Origin of the sequence: Mesorhizobium waimense (assembly GCF_003601975.1) — a bacterium.
Lineage (GTDB): Bacteria > Pseudomonadota > Alphaproteobacteria > Rhizobiales > Rhizobiaceae > Mesorhizobium > Mesorhizobium waimense.
In genome coordinates this window covers 30,648-47,311 of the sequence record NZ_QZWZ01000015.1, presented here as the reverse complement: position 1 = coordinate 47,311, position 16,664 = coordinate 30,648, and the positions used below count along the sequence as shown (strand labels likewise).

The following is a 16,664-nucleotide window of genomic DNA, read 5'->3' as shown; positions in this document are numbered from 1 at the left end:
GTCGTCCGGCGCGGACGAGTGAAAGTTTCTAGGGCGCAAGCGATGCGGCGCTTTCGCTTTGCCGGACGCTTGCTAAATGTGGAGCGAGACTGTCTGCCGGGCCGAGTCTGTCGGAGCAGGGGACTGACGAGATTTAGGACAAGGCTTCTGGAATGACATTGACGGGCGCGGCGGCACTTTTGATCCTGGTCCTGACCTATGCCGGCGTCGCCGTCGGCCGCATCCCCGGACTGCGCCTCGACCGGGCAGGGATCGCATTGCTTGGCGGCGCGGCGATGATCGCCGTCGGCGCGCTCAGCATGGAGGACGCCTATCGCGCCATCAATTTCGACACCATCACGCTGCTGCTCGGCATGATGATCGTGGTGGCGCATCTGAAGGTCTCGGGTGCCTTTCGCGCTCTCGGCGGCTTCGCCATCGAGCACGCGCACGCGCCGTTCATGCTCTTGGTGATTTTGACGCTTCTGACAGGTGTGCTCTCAGCGTTCCTGGTCAATGACGCGATCTGCCTGGTGATGGCGCCGATCGTCGTCCACGTCACCCGCGTCATCAACCGCAATCCGATCCCCTATTTGATCGCCACCGCCACTGCCTCCAACTGCGGCAGCGTCGCCACCATCACCGGCAATCCGCAGAACATGGTCATCGGTGCGCTGTCGGGCATTTCCTACCCGGCCTTTTCGGCCGCGCTGGCGCCGGTCGCCCTGTTCGGCCTTGCCGCCGTCATCGTCATCGTGCGCATAGTCTTCAAGGCCGAGTTCGCACGCACGGCCGAACTCAGCCCCGAAGTCTATCGTGGCCGCATGCTGCCGGGGCAGGTGCTGAAGGCGGTGGTCGTCTGCATCGGCCTGGCGATCGCCTTCTTCGCCGGCGTGCCCGTTGCCAAGGCGGCGCTGATCGGCGGTGCCATCCTGCTGCTCACCCGCGCCATCAAGCCGGCCCGCATCTACCGCGAGATCGACGGGCCGCTGCTGTTCATGTTCGCCGGCCTGTTCATCGTCGTTGCCGGTGCCGAAAAGACGCTGCTGACATCAGACATGATCGCCTCGGCCAAAGACCTTGGTCTGGACGACGTCTGGCGGCTTTCCGGCTTCACCGCGGTGCTGTCCAACATCATGAGCAATGTGCCGGCCGTTCTGGCGCTGCGGCCGTTCATCCCGGGCCTGGAAAATCCCGAGCGCGCCTGGCTGGTCGTGGCCATGAGCTCGACGCTGGCCGGCAATTTCACGCTGCTGGGGTCCGTCGCCAATCTGATCGTCGCCGAGCAGGCGCGGCGCGCCGGCAAGGCTCTGTCTTTTGGCGCTTTCTTCAGGGTTGGGCTGCCGCTGACCCTGGTCACCCTTCTCGCCGGCACGGCCTGGCTGGCGCTTTAGGCATACACGACACGCGCAGGGGCCTGCGATCAGTCCTTTTGCCAGGATCGTGCCCGGACGAGCGTCGCTGCGGCATGTCCGGCTGCCTCAACATAGTCGGGGTTGCGATGGATCAGCATGATCGAGAAGGCGCCGTCCATCAGCAGCACGATTTCGCGCGCCAGCGTTTGCGGCTCGCCGACGCCATGGCCTGAGAGTTCGCCGGCCAGCCAGGTTTCGAAATTCTTCTTGTGCCGCGATCCGGCCTTGACTGCCGGGTGCCCGGGCATCGAGGCCAGTTCGGCCGCGGTGCGCAGGAAGCCGCAGCCCTTCCACTTCGGATTTTTCGCAACGCGCGCCAGATTGGTGAAGATCGCTTCGACCTTGCGCTCAACGCCGCCTTCCGCCGCTTCGAACCAGCCGGCCATCTGCTTGATGTTCGGCTGGTCGCGGCCATCGAGATAGGCGGCGATCAGTTCGTCCTTGCTCTTGAAGTGATAATAGAGTGTGCGCTTGGTGAGGCCTGCTTTTTCAGCGACGGCGTCGACGCTGACGCGGCCGATCCCTTCGGCATAGAAGAGCTTCGTCGCGGCATCGACGATGCGTTTGCGGGTAGGGCTCAATGCTTCGCTCATGCGCCATGTATACCGACTAGTGAATATACAAGCAATCGAAAGCCTGATCCTTTCCAGCCAATGCGTGTCGCCCAAAAATGTGCAGCGGTTTTGGGACAACGACACGCACAGAAACAACGACCTAGAGCGCGTCGCATGACGTGCCTTAGAAGCGCTGGAAAGGAAGAGACATGGCCGAGCTTGTGCTCACCGAGATCCGCGACGGGGTTGCCATCCTCACGCTCAATCGCCCTGAAAAGCTCAACGCCCTGAACTATGCTTTGATCGACCGCCTGCTAGCGATCCTCGATATCATCGAGACCGACGCCTCCGTCCGGGCGGCCATCTTCACTGGCGCAGGGGAGCGGGCCTTCTCGGCAGGTGGCGACATTTCCGAATTCTCGGCCAGCGTGGCGCTTGGCGCCGATGTCGCCTTGCGCGATTTCGTCATGCGCGGGCAGCGGCTGACGTCGCGGCTGGAGGCCTTCCGCAAGCCCATCATCGCCGCCGTCAACGGTGTCGCCTTCGGTGGTGGCTGCGAAATCACCGAAGCCGTGCCGCTCGCCATTGCCAGCGAGCGAGCCTTGTTCGCCAAGCCCGAGATCAGGCTTGCCATGCCGCCGACCTTCGGCGGCACGCAGCGCCTGCCGAGGCTCGCCGGCCGCAAGCGGGCCCTCGAACTGCTTTTGACCGGCGCGGTGTTTTCGCCACAGCGCGCGCTTGAACTCGGGCTCGTCAACAAGGTGGTGCCGCACGGGGAACTGATGCCGGCCGCGCTCGAGTTCGCCGATCGTATTGTCAGGCACTCGCCAGCGGCGGTGGCGAGCATCCTCACCGCGGTGGCCCGCGGCCTCAACCAGAGCATTGCCGAGGGTTTGCTGGTCGAGGCCGAGCAATTCGCCCGCATGGCCCCGACCGCGGACCTGCGCGAAGGGCTCGATGCCTGGATCGGGCGACGCAAGCCGGGCCATGACGGCTCGTGCATCTCGCGGCCGGACGAGGCGAGGCGAGCCTCATTGGCGCTGGACTAGCCTGGCGCACAGGTTCAGGGCGCCACCGCAACAAGACCTTACATGTTGGGGTGGAAGCGGCAGAAATAGTCCACCTCCGATGGACGCTGGGTAGACCTAATTTTTCTAAGCCTAGGCGCTAGAACTGCTCGCTTGCGCCCTAGCGACCAACGGCTCCACCTTGCGCCTCCACTCGCAGCCGCATTGTCCGCGGTTGGCAAAGGAGGCATCGATGGTCGTTCTCGCTCGCAGGCCCTGGGTTCCATCGCATTGCGACGAATTTGCCCAGCAGTTGGCGCAGAAGACGAGCGGCCAGAAGACCGCTGCCGTTATGGCGGCAATCAACAGGGGGATCGAGCTGAACCGGTCGATCCATGCGGACTGCATCAACCTCAACCCGGCGACCAATGTGATGAACCCGAAGGCCGAAGCCGCACTGGCTTCCGGCCTGGGATCGCGCCCGTCGCTGGGCTATCCCAGCGACAAATATGAAATGGGATTGGAGGGCGTCGAGCAGATCGAGGTGATCGCAGCGGAACTGGCGGCCGAAGTTTTCGGCGCCAGCTATGCCGAGATCAGGGTGCCGTCCGGCGCCATCGCCAACCTCTATGCGTTCATGGTTGCAGCTCGGCCGGGCGACAGGATCATCGTCCCGTCGCAGGCGATCGGCGGCCATGTAACCCACCATATGGCCGGCTGCGCCGGGCTTTACGGGCTCGACATCCACACCGCACCGGTTGATGCCGACGGCTACACCGTCGACGTCGGCAAGTTGCGCGACATGGCCAGATCGGTAAGGCCGAAGATGATAACCATCGGCAGCAGCCTCAATCTGCTGCCGCATCCCATTCGCGAGATCCGGGCGATAGCCGATGAGGTCGGCGCGCTGGTTCTCTTCGATGCGGCGCATCTGTGCGGGATGATTGCCGGACACGCCTGGCAGCAACCCCTCCAGGAAGGTGCCCATCTGATGACGATGAGCACCTACAAGAGCCTTGGCGGACCGCCTTCGGGCCTGATCGTCACCAATAATACTGACATCGCCGAGAAGCTGGACAGGATTGCCTTTCCCGGCATGACCGCCAATTTCGATGCCGCCAAGTCGGCCGCTCTGGCGATCACGCTTCTGGACTGGAAAGACCACGGCAGGGCCTACGCCGCGACGATGGCACGAACCGCAAGGTCGCTGGCGGATGGTCTTGCCGATCGCGGTCTGCCGGTGTTTTCAACCGGCAAAGGCTCCACGACATCGCATCAGTTCGCCATCGAGGCAGCCGAGTTCGGCGGCGGCCAAGCGGCGGCGAAGAAGCTCAGGCTGGCCAACATTCTGACCTGCGGCATCGGCCTGCCCATCGACGCTGTCGACGGCGACATGAACGGGTTGCGTCTCGGCACGCCCGAGATCGTCCGCTGGGGCATGACCGAAGACGACATGCCGGAACTCGCGGCTTTCATTGCCAGGGCACTGCGCGGCAAAGACGCCAGCGCACAGGTCGCGACGGATGTCACGGCATTCCGGCGACGGTTCAACAAGCTTCATTTTGTGAACTGACGCCTGAAGCGGCGGGAAAAAGCCCGCCGTTCTCTAAAAAACAGGGGAATGAAAATGCGCATGATCGTGCAGATGATGACTGCTGCCCTAATGACTGCCGCGACTGTCGGTGCCGCGAGGGCGGATATCGTGATCGGCGTCGCCGGTCCGATGTCGGGACCGAATGCCGCTTATGGAGAACAGTACCGCGTCGGAGTCGAAACGGCTGTCGAGCGTATCAACGCCAATGGCGGCGTCCTCGGCCAGAAGCTCGCTGTCTCCGTCGGCGATGATGTTTCCGACCCGAAGCAGGGCGTTTCGGTGGCCAACAAGTTCGTCGCCGACGGCGTACACTATGTCGTCGGGCACTATAATTCCGGTGTCACCATTCCGGCTTCCGAGGTCTATGCCGAGAACGGGATCCTGTTCGTCACGCCGACGGCCACCAACCCCATGGTGACCGAGCGCGGCCTGTGGAATGCTTTCCGCGCCTGCGGCCGCGATGACCAACAAGGCATCATTGCCGCCAAATTCATCCTCGCCCGCTTCAAGGACAAGAAGATCGCGATCATCGACGACAAGTCGACGGCGGGCAAGGGCCTCGCCGACGAGATGGCTAAGGCCTACAATGCCGGCGGCGGCAAGGAAGTGTTGCACGAAGAGATCAACCCCGGCGAGAAGGACTACAGCCCGCTCGTCGCCAAGATCAAGCAGTCGGGCGCCGACCTCGTCTATTATGGCGGCCAGCACACCGAGGCCGGGCTCATCGTGCGTCAGATGCACGACCAGGGTGTCACCAACATCCTGATGGGTGGCGACGGCATCTCCAACAGCGAATTCGGCGCCATCGGCGGTGACGGTGCCGCTGGAACCCTGATGACTTCGTTCCCCGACCCGGCAACGTTCGCGGAAGCCAAGGATGCCGTCGCCGACCTGAAGGCCAAGAACGTGCCGACCGAGGCGGTAACCCTCTACGCTTACGCGGCAACGCAGATCCTTGCCGAGGCCATCGCCAAGGCCAACGCCGACGATCCCACGGCGGCGTCCGATTACCTCCATTCCGGTGCCAGCATCTCGACGGTGCTCGGTTCGATTTCCTATGACGACAAGGGGGATATCAAGCAGCCGGGGTTCGTCGTATTTGAGTGGCAGAAGGTCGATGGCAGGCTGACCCCGGTGGCCCTCAAATAGGAAACACCGCGTCGGCGGCCGCACATCGGTCGCCGACGTTTTCCGGGAACGGACGATGGCCGTCAATCCGCCGCGACCTCGAATGCCGCCGCTCAATGCCTTGCGGGCTTTCGAGGCGGCCGCCCGCCATGAAAGCTTCGCCAAGGCGGCTGACGAGCTTGGCGTGACACCGGCGGCGGTGTCGCATCAGGTCAAGGCGCTGGAGGCGTGGCTGGGCTCGTCGCTGTTTGTCCGCCACCCCCAGGGGCTGCATCTGACCGAAGCCGGGCGCGCCGCCCTGCCTGCCTTCTCCACAGCCTTCGACGCCATGGGCCTTGCCGTCCAGGAACTGCGCATCTCGGCGCCGAGGCCCCAGGTCAGCATCGCCGCATTGCCGTCGATCGCCCAGCTTTGGCTGGCGCCGCGCCTGCCGGCGCTGCGCGCCGCACATCCAGCGCTGCGCCCATCGATCCATGCGCTGGAGGTGCCGCCGGATTTCAGGCGCGAGCCCTTTGACCTCGCCATCTTCCTGACCAGGCATGCCCCAGCCGGCAGCCGCGCGTTCAAGCTTAGCGACGATGTCATCTTTCCGGTCTGCGCGCCCGCATTGGCCGGACTGCTGAAAACACCGGCCGATCTCTCATCGCAGCTTCTGCTGTGGGACACTACCTGGACCGGCGACTGGAGCCTGTGGTTCGATGCTGCCGGGCTGAAGGGGCCGTCGATCGAGTCCGGGTCCGAGTTCTCGCTCTACAGCATGGCGCTGCAGGCGGCCGTCGACGGCGCCGGCGTGCTGATGGGGCATGAAGCCTTGGTGTCGCGCGCCTTAGCCACCGGTTCGCTGGTGGCGCCGTTCCCGGAGCGGCGCGTGCCCACCGGCCTCAGCCTCTCGATCCTTGCGCCGGACCGACCACCCGCGCAGGCCGCGCAGATGATCGACTGGCTGCTTGCGCAGAGCGCAGTGAGCCAGGGCTGATTCGATGGCAACCGGCGGCAACAAGCGATGGCTTCGCCGGCGGTTTCAAACTCATCAAGGCCCCACGTCCAGATGGCCCTTCATGTTGGGGTGAAAGCGGCAGAAATAGTCGACTGCTTCCGCCTTCTTAAGGGTGATCCGCCCTTTCGATTTTGGCGGGATCATCACCTCCCAGCGGCCTTTCTCCGTAGCCGTGTGGGCAAACGCGTCCTTGTTCACCCATTCGATCGTGTCGCCGACTTTCGCCTCAATGCTTGCCGGCGTGAAGACGAGCTTGTCGATTGTCACCTCGATCGTGGCGGTTAGCGCCGGGCTGGCGACGAGCGCCAGCGCCAGCGCACCTGCGAGCGGTCGTATCAGCACGCCGGCTTTCATTTCAGCATGCCGGCGACATGCTCGGCATGCTGCTGATGACCCTGGAAAATCTTCAGGCCGGTCTCCAGCAGGGTCTTTAGTTCGCCATTCTCCGCCGAGGGGATCAGCAGGGTTTCGAGCGCACCGTTGACCTGCTTATGGTAGGCAACCTCGTTGGCGACATATGCCTTGTCGAAGGCAGCCCCCTCGAGCTTGGCGAGCTTGGCGCGTTCCTCTTGCGCCGCCTTGCTCAGCGCCTGGCTGGTGGCGTTGTCTTCTGGCGTGACCTTCAGCTTCTTGACCAGGTCGAGCGCCTGAACGTTCACCGCTTCATGGTCGCGCACCATGTCGTTGGCGAAGTCCACGACGTCCTTGGTCTTGGATTTTTCGATCGCCAGCTTGGCTGCTTCCACGTCGATCACGCCGGCCGTGTAGGCGATGTGGGCGATCTGCGGGTCGGTCGGCTTGTCGGCGGCCCGTGCGAACGGGGTTGCGGAAACCAGAAGCAGCGCGGCCAAAGCGGCGGTGTGTTTCATAGACATGGCATCTCCTTTTGCCCGGGGCGCGTAATCGCATCGGACTTCGATTTCAGTTGACGATGATTGGATGCGGGGAGGTGGCAAACGTTCCCGCGAAATAGGCGAAAAATCAGCCGGCCAAGGTCAGGTGGGCAAGGCTCAGCCTTCCAGGCCGAGCCGCTTCATCACCGCTTCGGTCAGCCGCTCGCAGCGCCGGCCGGCGAAGGGGAAGGCATCGAGCAGCACGGGGCCGATTTCGTCGTCCAGCGCCTTGCGCACCAAAGCGCGAGCGCGGTGTAGCCTGGTCTTCACGGTCTCGGGCCGCACGCCGAGCAGGTCGGCGGTTTCCTCGATGCTCAGGCCCTCGATGACGCGCGCGACGAAGACGGTCCGGTAGTCATCGGGCAGGCTGTCGGTCGCCCGCTCGACCAGCCCGAGGATCTGCCGCTGCGCCATCGACCGCTCCGGATCGTCGCTTGGGTTGAGAGGGAACCGGATGATTTGCGCTTCCGGGTTTTCAGGCATCGCCACGGTGCGCCGCCCTTTGCGCAGGCGTCCGAGCGCCTCGTTGATGACGATGCGCGACAGCCAGGTGGCTAACGAGGCATCGCCACGAAACGCGCCGAGATTGGCAAAGGCGCTGACATAGGCCTCCTGGACGATGTCCTCTGCCTCGGCGTCGTTGTGCACGACGCCGCGGGCGATGCGGTACAGGCGCTGGTTATGCGTCTTAATGATGGTGCGAAACGCATCCGCCTCGCGCGCCAGCGACCGGCGCACCAATTGCATGTCGCTGGACAAGACGTCAGGCACGGAAGCCGCGGCAGCTGGCATTGCGAATTTCCTCATCGCGCCCCGATCTCCAACGCTTGATCGGGACATTGGATGCTGCTGCCGGCAAAAGGTTCCCGGATTTTCAACGGCATCGCTTTTTTATGCTGCTGCCTGCGCCTTGTCTGCCGTCTGTACCCGCGCGGCCGCCGCCAGCAGGTCGGTCTGCGTGATCAGGCCGAGAATGTGCCGCTCGCCGTCGACGATGACCACGGCATGGCTGCGGCCGTCGGTGAGCACGGGAAGCAGGCTCATCGCCGGCGTATCAGGCGAAGCCGTGCTCGCCTTCGACATCACGCCCTTCACCGTATCGGCGGCCTTTGTTAGTTCGCGCAGGCCGACAGCGCCGACCAGCCTTGCCTCAGCGTCGATCACAGGCAAGGTGCGGATGTTGTGGTCGAGGAGCTGCTGGCGCGCCCGATCGGCGGTGTCATTCTCATGCACCGAGACCACGTCGCGCGACATGATGTCCTCGCACAGCAAGGTCCGGTGCGTACGCACCATCGCCTGCAATTCGACCTGCCGCAGCAGCCTTTCGAGGTCGTTGCGGTCGATATCGAAGGTCTCGTGAAGCGCACCCAGCGCGGCATCGATGTCTTCGGGCCGAAAGCCGACACGCTCCTGCGGCGGCGGATCGATCGTCCCATGCGAACTTTTCGGGGCAGGAGCCGGCACATGCGGATAGCTGCGCCGCGACAGCCTGTGGAAACCGTAGCCGAGCGCGACCAACACGATCGAGTTCAGCGCAACCGGAACAAAAGGAAACAGGAAACCGGCGGCGGTGACCGCCGGTCCGCCGAACACGGCCGTCAGCGCGGCGGCCCCACCCGGCGGATGCAGGCAGCGCGCGAACGACATGGCGGCTATGGCCAGCGCCACCGCAATGCCGGTGGCAAGCGCCGGTTCGTGGATGAAATGTGCCACGATGACGCCGACCAGTGCCGAAATGGTGTTGCCGCCGATAATCGACCAGGGCTGCGCCAGCGGGCTCGCCGGCACTGCGAACAAAAGCACAGCGGAAGCGCCCATCGGCGCCACCAGCAACGGCACATGCGGACCATTGCCGAGCACCAGGCCGCCGATCGCGCCCGTCAGCGCAATGCCGATCGTCGCGCCGATACAGGCGATGAGGCGCTCGCGCAGCGTCGCGCCGGCGAGAATGGGAACGAAGAGGCGAAAAGCCATGGCAAGCTCTGGAAAGGGTGCGGCATTGCTCGAAACGCCTCGCAATGGCGCCAAGCGGCCGAAGTTGGAAGCCAAATCAATCCGAAAAATCGCGGATCGGAGAAATAACATTGCGCAAGGTCCGCCAACCCCGGTTTTCGACATGGACCGTCTCATGACAGCCTTCCAGCCAGTCCTTTCAGGATGTTGCGCCGGTTTTCCGATTCACCGTGGCAAGTGTCGGAATCAGATGGCGGCAGCCGCCTCCAGCCCGCGCATAATATCGGCCTTGAGGTCCTCGACATCCTCGAGCCCGATCTGCAGCCGGATCAGCGGCCCGTCATAAGGACCTTTGGCGATCATGCGGTCGCCGAGGAAGACCGGCACCGCAAGGCTCTCATAACCGCCCCAGGAATAGCCGAGGCCAAAGATTTTGAGCGCGTCGAGGAAAGCGTGCTGCTGCCGCTGTCCGCCGCCTTTGAGCACGACGGAGAAGATGCCGCTCGAGCCGCAAAAGTCGCGCTTCCACAGAGCGTAGTCGGGATGGCTGGGCAGCGCCGGATGCAGCACCCGCGCGACGCCCGGCTGACCCTCCAGCCAGGCAGCGATGGCAAGCGCACTTTTCTGGTGATGCTCCAGCCTGACCCCCATGGTGCGCAGGCCGCGCAGTACCTGATAGACATCGTCCGGTCCGGAACAGCAGCCCAGCGTGCAGAAACCTTGATAGAGCTGTTTCCAGCACGCCTCATTGGCCGAGACGGTACCGAGCAGCACGTCGGAATGACCGGCCGGGTATTTGGTCGCCGCATGGATCGAGATGTCGACGCCATGGTCGAGCGGCTTGAAATAGAGCGGCGTCGCCCAGGTGTTGTCCATCATCACGATTGCGCAGGCCGCACGCGCGGCCTTGGCGATCGCCGGTATGTCCTGCACCTCGAACGTGTTGGAGGCGGGAGATTCCGTGAACACCACTTTTGTGTTTGGCTTGATCAGCGCTGCGATGCCGGCGCCGACATATGGATCGTAATACTCGACCTCGACGCCCAGCCGCTTCAGCATCGTGTCGGCGAAATTGCGCGTCGGATGATAGACGGAATCGACAATCAAGAGATGATCGCCCGCAGAGACGAAGGTGAGCAGCGGTATCGTCACGGCCGCCAATCCCGACGGCACGACGATCGTGCCGGCCGAGCCTTCCAGCGCGTCGACGGCCAGCGCCAGCGCGTCGGTGGTCGGCGTGCCGCGCGTGCCATAAGTGTATTTCTGGCTGCGCGCCGCCATCGAGGCCGCATCGGGATAAAGCACCGTCGAGGCATGCACGACCGGCGGATTGACGAAACCGAAATAGTCGCGCGGATTGTTGCCTGAATGCGCAAGCCGCGTGTTGATGCCCATTTCGCTGCCGTCTTTTGCCATTGCTCTTTGCCGTTCTTGGTCATGTGGGGAGGGCGCTAGCCATAGTGCGGCAGCACCGGCGGTGCAACCGACCGGGACCCGCCAGCCGACAGTCTTCGGATATGCCAATTCACGGCGGCAAAAGCGGTGAGGTCTCCCGCGGGATTCCGGCAGCGTGCCGGTCCATGCCTCGCTGGTTGCTGCGCCGGCCTCCGTCGATCGGCCTATTGTCGGTGGCCGCGAAAGGCATACACTTGAATTCTAATATTTATCGCCGGATTGCCTCGATCAGAGCTGCCGGATGGTTGTTGCCGGTTGCATTCCTGGTCCCAAATCCGGACGTCGCGCTCACAGAGCATGAGCGCGCCAACAGGAGGGGAATGTCATGGCCGACGTCAAATGGATGATCAAGGCGCGCGAATTCGTCAACTGCAACTGCACCTATGGTTGCCCCTGCCAGTTCAACGCCTTGCCGACGCGCGGATCCTGCCAGGCGGTGGTCGGCGTGGAAATCGAAAGCGGCTATCACGGCGACACCAAGCTGGATGGCTTGCGCTTTGCCGGGGTCTTCCGCTGGCCTGGCGCGATCCACCACGGCAGGGGCGAGGCGGCGGTGGTCATCGACGAGCGGGCGAGCGAGGCGCAACGCGGAGCGCTGCTTCGCATTCTCAGCGGTGAGGATACCGAACCCGGCGCGACCATATTCCAGGTCTTTTCGACCACGCTGGAGAAGGTCCACGATCCGATCTTCGCGGCAATAGACTTCGAGGTCGACGTCGACGCCCGGACCGGCCAATTGCATGTGCCGGGCGTAACCAAGGGCCATGGCGAACCGATCAAGAATCCCGTCACCGGGAACGAGCATCGGGCGCGCATCGACCTCACGCACGGTTTCGAATATTCGCTCGCCGAAGTCGGTCGCGGCTGGACCAAGGCAACCGGCCCGATCAAGTTCGAGTTGGCCGATTCCCACAGCCATTTCGCCAATCTGCATCTCTCGCAAAGCGGCATCGTGCATTGACCTGATCCGATGAGCGACACGGCCCTCGAGGCGGTGCTGCGGCGCGACCGCACGGTGGTGGCGCTTGCGCTCGTCCTGCTCACCGGGCTCGCCTGGACCTATGTCCTGTGGCTTGCTGCCGACATGGCCATGCCTGCCGCGACGGCGCCGGCCGCGAGCAGCGACATGTCCGGCATGGACATGTCCGGCATGGATATGGGCGCCACGGTGGCTCCGGGTTTCCGGGCCTGGGCGCCGGCCGACTTCGCCTTCATCTTCACCATGTGGGCCGTGATGATGGTCGGCATGATGACGCCGTCGGTTGCGCCGATGCTGCTGCTCTACGCCGGCGTCGGTCGCAAGGCTAAGGCGGATGGCCGGCCGATCGCATCGACAGCGTGGTTCTTTACCGGCTACCTTCTCGTCTGGATTGCCTTCAGCCTTGCCGCGACCGGTGCGCAATGGCTGCTTGCTCGCCTCGCATTGCTCAGTCCGATGATGGCCGCCAGCAGTGCGGTTTTAGGCGGCGTGATTCTCATCGCTGCCGGCCTCTATCAATGGACGCCGATGAAGGGCGTCTGCCTGCGGCAATGCCAGGCGCCGATCGCGTTTTTGAGCAGCCATGGCGGTTTCCGCCGCCATCCGCTTGGCGCGCTTCGGCTCGGCGTCGAGCACGGCGCCTATTGCCTCGGCTGCTGCTGGGCGCTGATGGCGCTCCTCTTCGTCGGCGGTGTCATGAACGTCCTGTGGATTGCCGGCATCGCAATCCTCGTCCTTCTCGAAAAGACCATGCCCACCGGGCAATTGATTCCGCGCATCTCCGGCGCGCTGATGGTGGCAATCGGTGCGTGGCTGCTCGTTCGGGCGCATTGAGCAGCCCCGTCCTCCGCGTCATCGAGTGATCGAGCCAGTGACGCAAAGTAAATCCAGACCTCGGATTTCGCTGTTGCGACGCGGACTTGCGTGGATCGGCGTTTGCCGACTTTGTTTGCTATGCTGACCAATTTGCGGGCGGCCTTGTCTGCAATTCGGGCATTTCCGGCAATTGGTTTTCAAACGCATTCGAATTCGGTCATTTCCCTTGACCTCACAGGAATAATCGCCTTCGATGCAGTTCGTGAATGGGAGGCAGCGCGTCGGTTACGATGCGGGGTTCCGGTAGTGGGCCGGAATGGGAGCTGTATTCACGCACGGGAAAAAGATTCAGGTTTTGCCTGAGAAACAGGGGCACCTGTAAAACAGAAAAGGGTCTGTGGGTTATGAAACACATTGCAATTGGCATTCTCGGCGCCGCCGCGCTTGGATTGACGGCATCGGCCGCTTCGGCCGGCACGCTTGACACCGTCAAGCAGAAGGGCTTCATCCAGTGCGGCGTGTCGACCGGTCTGGCCGGCTTCTCGGCGCCTGACGACAAGGGTGACTGGCAAGGCATCGACGCGGACTTCTGCCGCGCCGTCGCGGCCGCCGTCTTCGGTGACGGCACCAAGGTGAAGTTCACGCCGCTCAGCGCCAAGGAACGATTCACCGCGCTGCAGTCGGGCGAAGTCGACATCCTGTCGCGCAACACCACCTGGACCATCAATCGCGACACCGCACTCGGCCTGAACTTCATCGGCGTCACCTACTATGACGGCCAGGGTTTCATGATCAACGCCAAGAAGCTGCCGGGCGTCAATTCGGCGCTGCAGCTTTCGGGCGCCGCCGTCTGCGTGCAGAGCGGCACCACGACCGAGCTCAACCTGGCTGACTATTTCAAGTCGAACAAGATGGAGTACAATCCGGTCGTCTTCGAGAAGCTGGAAGAGGTCAACGCCGCCTATGACGCCGGCCGTTGCGACGTCTACACCACCGACCAGTCGGGCCTCTATGGCATCCGCCTGACGCTCGGCGCACCCGCCGACCATGTCGTGCTGCCCGAGATCATCTCCAAGGAGCCGCTCGGACCGGCCGTGCGCCAGGGCGACGATCAGTGGTACCACATCGTCAAGTGGACCTATTTCGCGCTCCTGCAGGCAGAGGAACTCGGCATCACCAAGGCCAATGTCGAGGAGATGAAGGCCTCCGACAATCCCGAGATCAAGCGCGTGCTCGGCCAGGAGGCCGACACCAAGATCGGCACCGATCTCGGCGTCTCCAACGACTGGGTCGTGAATATAGTCAAGGCAGTGGGCAATTACGGCGAAATGTTCGAGCGCAATGTCGGCTCGGGCAGCCCGCTCAAGATCGCGCGCGGCATCAACGCGCTGTGGACCAAGGGCGGCCTGCAATACGCTCCGCCGATCCGCTGATCGAAATGTGATCCGGGAGGCAGATCCTCTGCCTTCCGGTTTCTCTTTCCAGGGGACGGTCGCATGGCATCGCAGGAAATTCTTCGCGAGGAGCCAAGTCGGGCTTCCTTCGTAAATGATCCAAAGGTCCGCAGCATATTCTTCCAGGTCTTGGTTGTCGTCTTGCTGGGGGCGGGCGTCTGGTGGATTGTCCAAAACACCATCGACAATCTGGCGCGGCTTCACATTGCATCGGGGTTCGGCTTCCTCAGGGGGCGCGCCGGCTTCGACATTTCCGACACCGCGATCGCTTATTCGTCGGATTCGACCTATGGCCGCGCCATCGTCGTCGGCTTCATCAATACCCTTATTGTTGCCGGCGCCGGTATCGTCACCGCGACCCTCATCGGCTTCATCCTCGGCATCGGCCGGCTGTCGCGCAACTGGCTGATCCGCAAGATCTGCATGGTCTATGTCGAAATCTTCCGGAACATACCGCCGCTGCTGGTCATCTTTTTCTGGTATTCCGGCGTGCTTGCCGTGCTTCCCATACCGCGCGAGAGCATCAACCTGCCTTTCGGCTCCTTCCTCAACCAGCGCGGTTTCTATTTTCCGCGCGCCGTCTGGGGCGACGGCTCCTGGTTGATCTTCGTCGCTTTGCTTGTCGGCATTGCCATGGCGTGGTTCGTCGCCCGCAAGGCGCGTCAGCGGCAAATGGCCACCGGCCAGCAATTCCCGGTGTTCTGGACATCGCTGGCGCTGATCGTCGGCTTGCCGCTGCTCGCCTACGCGCTGAGCGGCTTCCCGCTGACGTTTGATTTTCCGAAGCAATCGACCTTCAACCTGACTGGTGGCTTCCAGGTCAAGCCGGAGTTCCTGTCGCTCTATCTGGCGCTGTCCTGCTATACGGCGGCCTTTATTGCCGAGATCGTGCGCGCCGGCATTGTGGGCGTCAGCAAGGGCCAGACCGAGGCAGCCGGAGCGCTCGGCTTGCGGCCCGGATCGATCCTGCGGCTGGTCGTCGTTCCACAGGCGATGCGCATCATCATCCCGCCGCTGACCAGCCAGTATCTCAACCTGACCAAGAACTCCTCGCTGGCCATCGCCATCGGCTATCCTGATCTGACGGCTACAGCCGGCACGGTGCTGAACCAGACCGGCCAGGCGATCGAGTGCGTGTTGATCATGATGGTTGTCTATCTCGTGCTCAGCCTGCTGACCTCGGCGGTCATGAACGTGGTCAACGCCAAGATGGCGCTGGTGGAGAGGTAGGGCCATGCAGGAACACGACACCTCCTGGGTTCGCACCGAAATGGCGTTGGCGCAGCAGGCGCCAGCCGGCGTGCGCGGTCCTGGCGCCTGGGTGCGCAAGAACCTGATCGGTTCGGTCGGCGATGCCATCCTGACCATCATTGGCATCGCGCTGGTAGTGATGATCCTGCCGCAAGTCATCAACTGGGCCTTCCTCAACGCACAGTGGACCGGCATTGACCGCACATTCTGTGCCACGGTGGCGCAAGGCGGCATCCAGCCGGACGGCTGGTCCGGTGCCTGCTGGGCCTTCGTCAATGCCAAGTTCGGCCAGTTCATGTTCGGCCGCTATCCGATCGAGGAGCGCTGGCGGCCGATCCTGGTCGCCATCCTGTTCGTGGCGTTGCTGGTGCCGCTGCTCATCCCGAAGGTGCCGCGCAAGGGGTTGAACGCCATTCTGTTCTTCTTGGCGATGCCGATCCTTGCCTTCATCCTGCTGGTCGGCGGCATGTTCGGCCTGCCGCATGTCGAAACTCCGCTGTGGGGCGGCCTGCTGGTGACGCTCAGCCTGTCCTTCGTCGGCATTGCAGCGTCGCTGCCGATCGGCATCGTGCTGGCGCTCGGCAGGCGCTCGAAGATGCCGATCGTCAAGACGCTGTGCGTGGTCTTCATCGAGACCGTGCGCGGCATCCCGCTAATCACCGTTCTGTTCATGGCCAGCGTCATGCTGCCGCTGTTCCTGCCGGCCGGCGTCACCTTCGACAAGCTCCTGCGCGCGCTGATCGGTGTGTCGCTGTTCGCCGCTGCCTACATGGCCGAAGTGGTGCGCGGCGGCCTGCAAGCCATCCCCAAGGGCCAGTATGAGGGTGCCGATTCGCTCGGCCTCGGTTACTGGCAGAAGATGGGCCTGATCGTGTTGCCGCAGGCGCTGAAGCTGGTCATTCCCGGTATCGTCAACACCTTCATCGGCATGTTCAAGGACACCAGCCTTGTCTACATTATCGGCATGTTCGACCTGCTCGGCGTCGTCAAGCTGAACTTCTCCGATGCCAACTGGGCAACGCCGCAGACGGCCAGGTCCGGCCTGATCTTCGCTGCCTTCGTCTTCTGGCTGTTCTGCTTCGGCATGTCGCGCTATTCAATGTTCACGGAACGCCGGCTCGACACCGGCCACAAACGCTAAGAAAAAAAGGGGAATTGCCATGGCCACTGAAAACGCCGTCAGCGCGGA

Annotated in this window: 16 protein-coding genes; 10 read left to right on the top strand and 6 right to left on the bottom strand. The window is 63.2% G+C overall.

What is annotated here, in order from left to right:
* Positions 1-152 precede the first annotated feature (152 nt).
* Positions 153-1,373: an anion transporter gene (locus D3227_RS19660; protein WP_120015974.1), complete on the top strand. Its 1,221-nt coding sequence runs from the start codon at positions 153-155 to the stop codon at positions 1,371-1,373.
* Positions 1,374-1,402: 29 nt separating this feature from the next.
* Here D3227_RS19660 and D3227_RS19655 read toward each other — a convergent pair whose 3' ends face one another.
* Positions 1,403-1,987: a TetR/AcrR family transcriptional regulator gene (locus tag D3227_RS19655; RefSeq protein ID WP_120015973.1), complete on the bottom strand. Its 585-nt coding sequence runs from the start codon at positions 1,985-1,987 to the stop codon at positions 1,403-1,405.
* A gap of 170 nt (positions 1,988-2,157) precedes the next feature.
* On the opposite strand from D3227_RS19655, the gene D3227_RS19650 reads away from it, so the two are divergent.
* The 4 genes from D3227_RS19650 (at position 2,158) to D3227_RS19635 (ending at position 6,653) form a co-directional block, all read left to right on the top strand.
* Positions 2,158-2,997 (top strand): crotonase/enoyl-CoA hydratase family protein, encoded by an 840-nt coding sequence (locus tag D3227_RS19650; RefSeq protein ID WP_120015972.1) that lies wholly within the window; start codon positions 2,158-2,160, stop codon positions 2,995-2,997.
* Positions 2,998-3,208: 211 nt separating this feature from the next.
* On the top strand, positions 3,209-4,528 hold the full coding sequence (locus D3227_RS19645) for a serine hydroxymethyltransferase (protein ID WP_120015971.1): 1,320 nt from the start codon (positions 3,209-3,211) through the stop codon (positions 4,526-4,528).
* Positions 4,529-4,576: 48 nt separating this feature from the next.
* Entirely contained in the window at positions 4,577-5,698 is a 1,122-nt protein-coding gene (locus D3227_RS19640) for a branched-chain amino acid ABC transporter substrate-binding protein (protein WP_120015970.1), read from the top strand.
* A 55-nt stretch (positions 5,699-5,753) separates the two neighbouring features.
* Complete coding sequence (locus D3227_RS19635) at positions 5,754-6,653, top strand: LysR substrate-binding domain-containing protein (protein WP_120015969.1); 900 nt, start codon at positions 5,754-5,756, stop codon at positions 6,651-6,653.
* A gap of 54 nt (positions 6,654-6,707) precedes the next feature.
* On the opposite strand, the gene D3227_RS19630 is transcribed toward D3227_RS19635, so the two are convergent.
* The 5 genes from D3227_RS19630 to D3227_RS19610 all read right to left on the bottom strand — a co-directional run bounded on the left by D3227_RS19630 (position 6,708) and on the right by D3227_RS19610 (position 10,936).
* The gene (locus D3227_RS19630) at positions 6,708-7,028 is read right to left on the bottom strand and encodes a cupredoxin domain-containing protein (RefSeq protein ID WP_120015968.1); all 321 of its coding nucleotides are present in this window, start codon (positions 7,026-7,028) and stop codon (positions 6,708-6,710) included.
* Positions 7,025-7,549, bottom strand: a complete 525-nt coding sequence (locus D3227_RS19625; protein ID WP_120015967.1) for a DUF4142 domain-containing protein — start codon at positions 7,547-7,549, stop codon at positions 7,025-7,027. Before D3227_RS19625 ends, D3227_RS19630 begins: the two co-directional genes overlap by 4 nt.
* A gap of 135 nt (positions 7,550-7,684) precedes the next feature.
* Complete coding sequence (locus D3227_RS19620) at positions 7,685-8,359, bottom strand: RNA polymerase sigma factor (RefSeq protein WP_120015966.1); 675 nt, start codon at positions 8,357-8,359, stop codon at positions 7,685-7,687.
* Positions 8,360-8,458: 99 nt separating this feature from the next.
* Positions 8,459-9,541, bottom strand: coding sequence for an HPP family protein (locus D3227_RS19615; RefSeq protein WP_120016083.1), 1,083 nt, complete (start codon positions 9,539-9,541; stop codon positions 8,459-8,461).
* Between the two features lie 225 nt (positions 9,542-9,766).
* Positions 9,767-10,936: a cystathionine beta-lyase gene (locus tag D3227_RS19610; RefSeq protein ID WP_120015965.1), complete on the bottom strand. Its 1,170-nt coding sequence runs from the start codon at positions 10,934-10,936 to the stop codon at positions 9,767-9,769.
* Between the two features lie 364 nt (positions 10,937-11,300).
* Between D3227_RS19610 and D3227_RS19605 the strand changes: the two genes are divergently transcribed.
* The 5 genes from D3227_RS19605 to D3227_RS19585 all read left to right on the top strand — a co-directional run bounded on the left by D3227_RS19605 (position 11,301) and on the right by D3227_RS19585 (position 16,616).
* Positions 11,301-11,936, top strand: coding sequence for a DUF1326 domain-containing protein (locus D3227_RS19605; protein ID WP_120015964.1), 636 nt, complete (start codon positions 11,301-11,303; stop codon positions 11,934-11,936).
* 9 nt (positions 11,937-11,945) lie between these two features.
* Positions 11,946-12,788, top strand: a complete 843-nt coding sequence (locus D3227_RS19600) for a DUF2182 domain-containing protein (RefSeq protein WP_120015963.1) — start codon at positions 11,946-11,948, stop codon at positions 12,786-12,788.
* A gap of 386 nt (positions 12,789-13,174) precedes the next feature.
* Positions 13,175-14,203: an amino acid ABC transporter substrate-binding protein gene (locus D3227_RS19595; protein WP_120015962.1), complete on the top strand. Its 1,029-nt coding sequence runs from the start codon at positions 13,175-13,177 to the stop codon at positions 14,201-14,203.
* Between the two features lie 63 nt (positions 14,204-14,266).
* Complete coding sequence (locus tag D3227_RS19590) at positions 14,267-15,454, top strand: amino acid ABC transporter permease (RefSeq protein ID WP_120015961.1); 1,188 nt, start codon at positions 14,267-14,269, stop codon at positions 15,452-15,454.
* A 4-nt stretch (positions 15,455-15,458) separates the two neighbouring features.
* On the top strand, positions 15,459-16,616 hold the full coding sequence (locus D3227_RS19585; RefSeq protein WP_120015960.1) for an amino acid ABC transporter permease: 1,158 nt from the start codon (positions 15,459-15,461) through the stop codon (positions 16,614-16,616).
* Positions 16,617-16,664 lie beyond the last annotated feature (48 nt).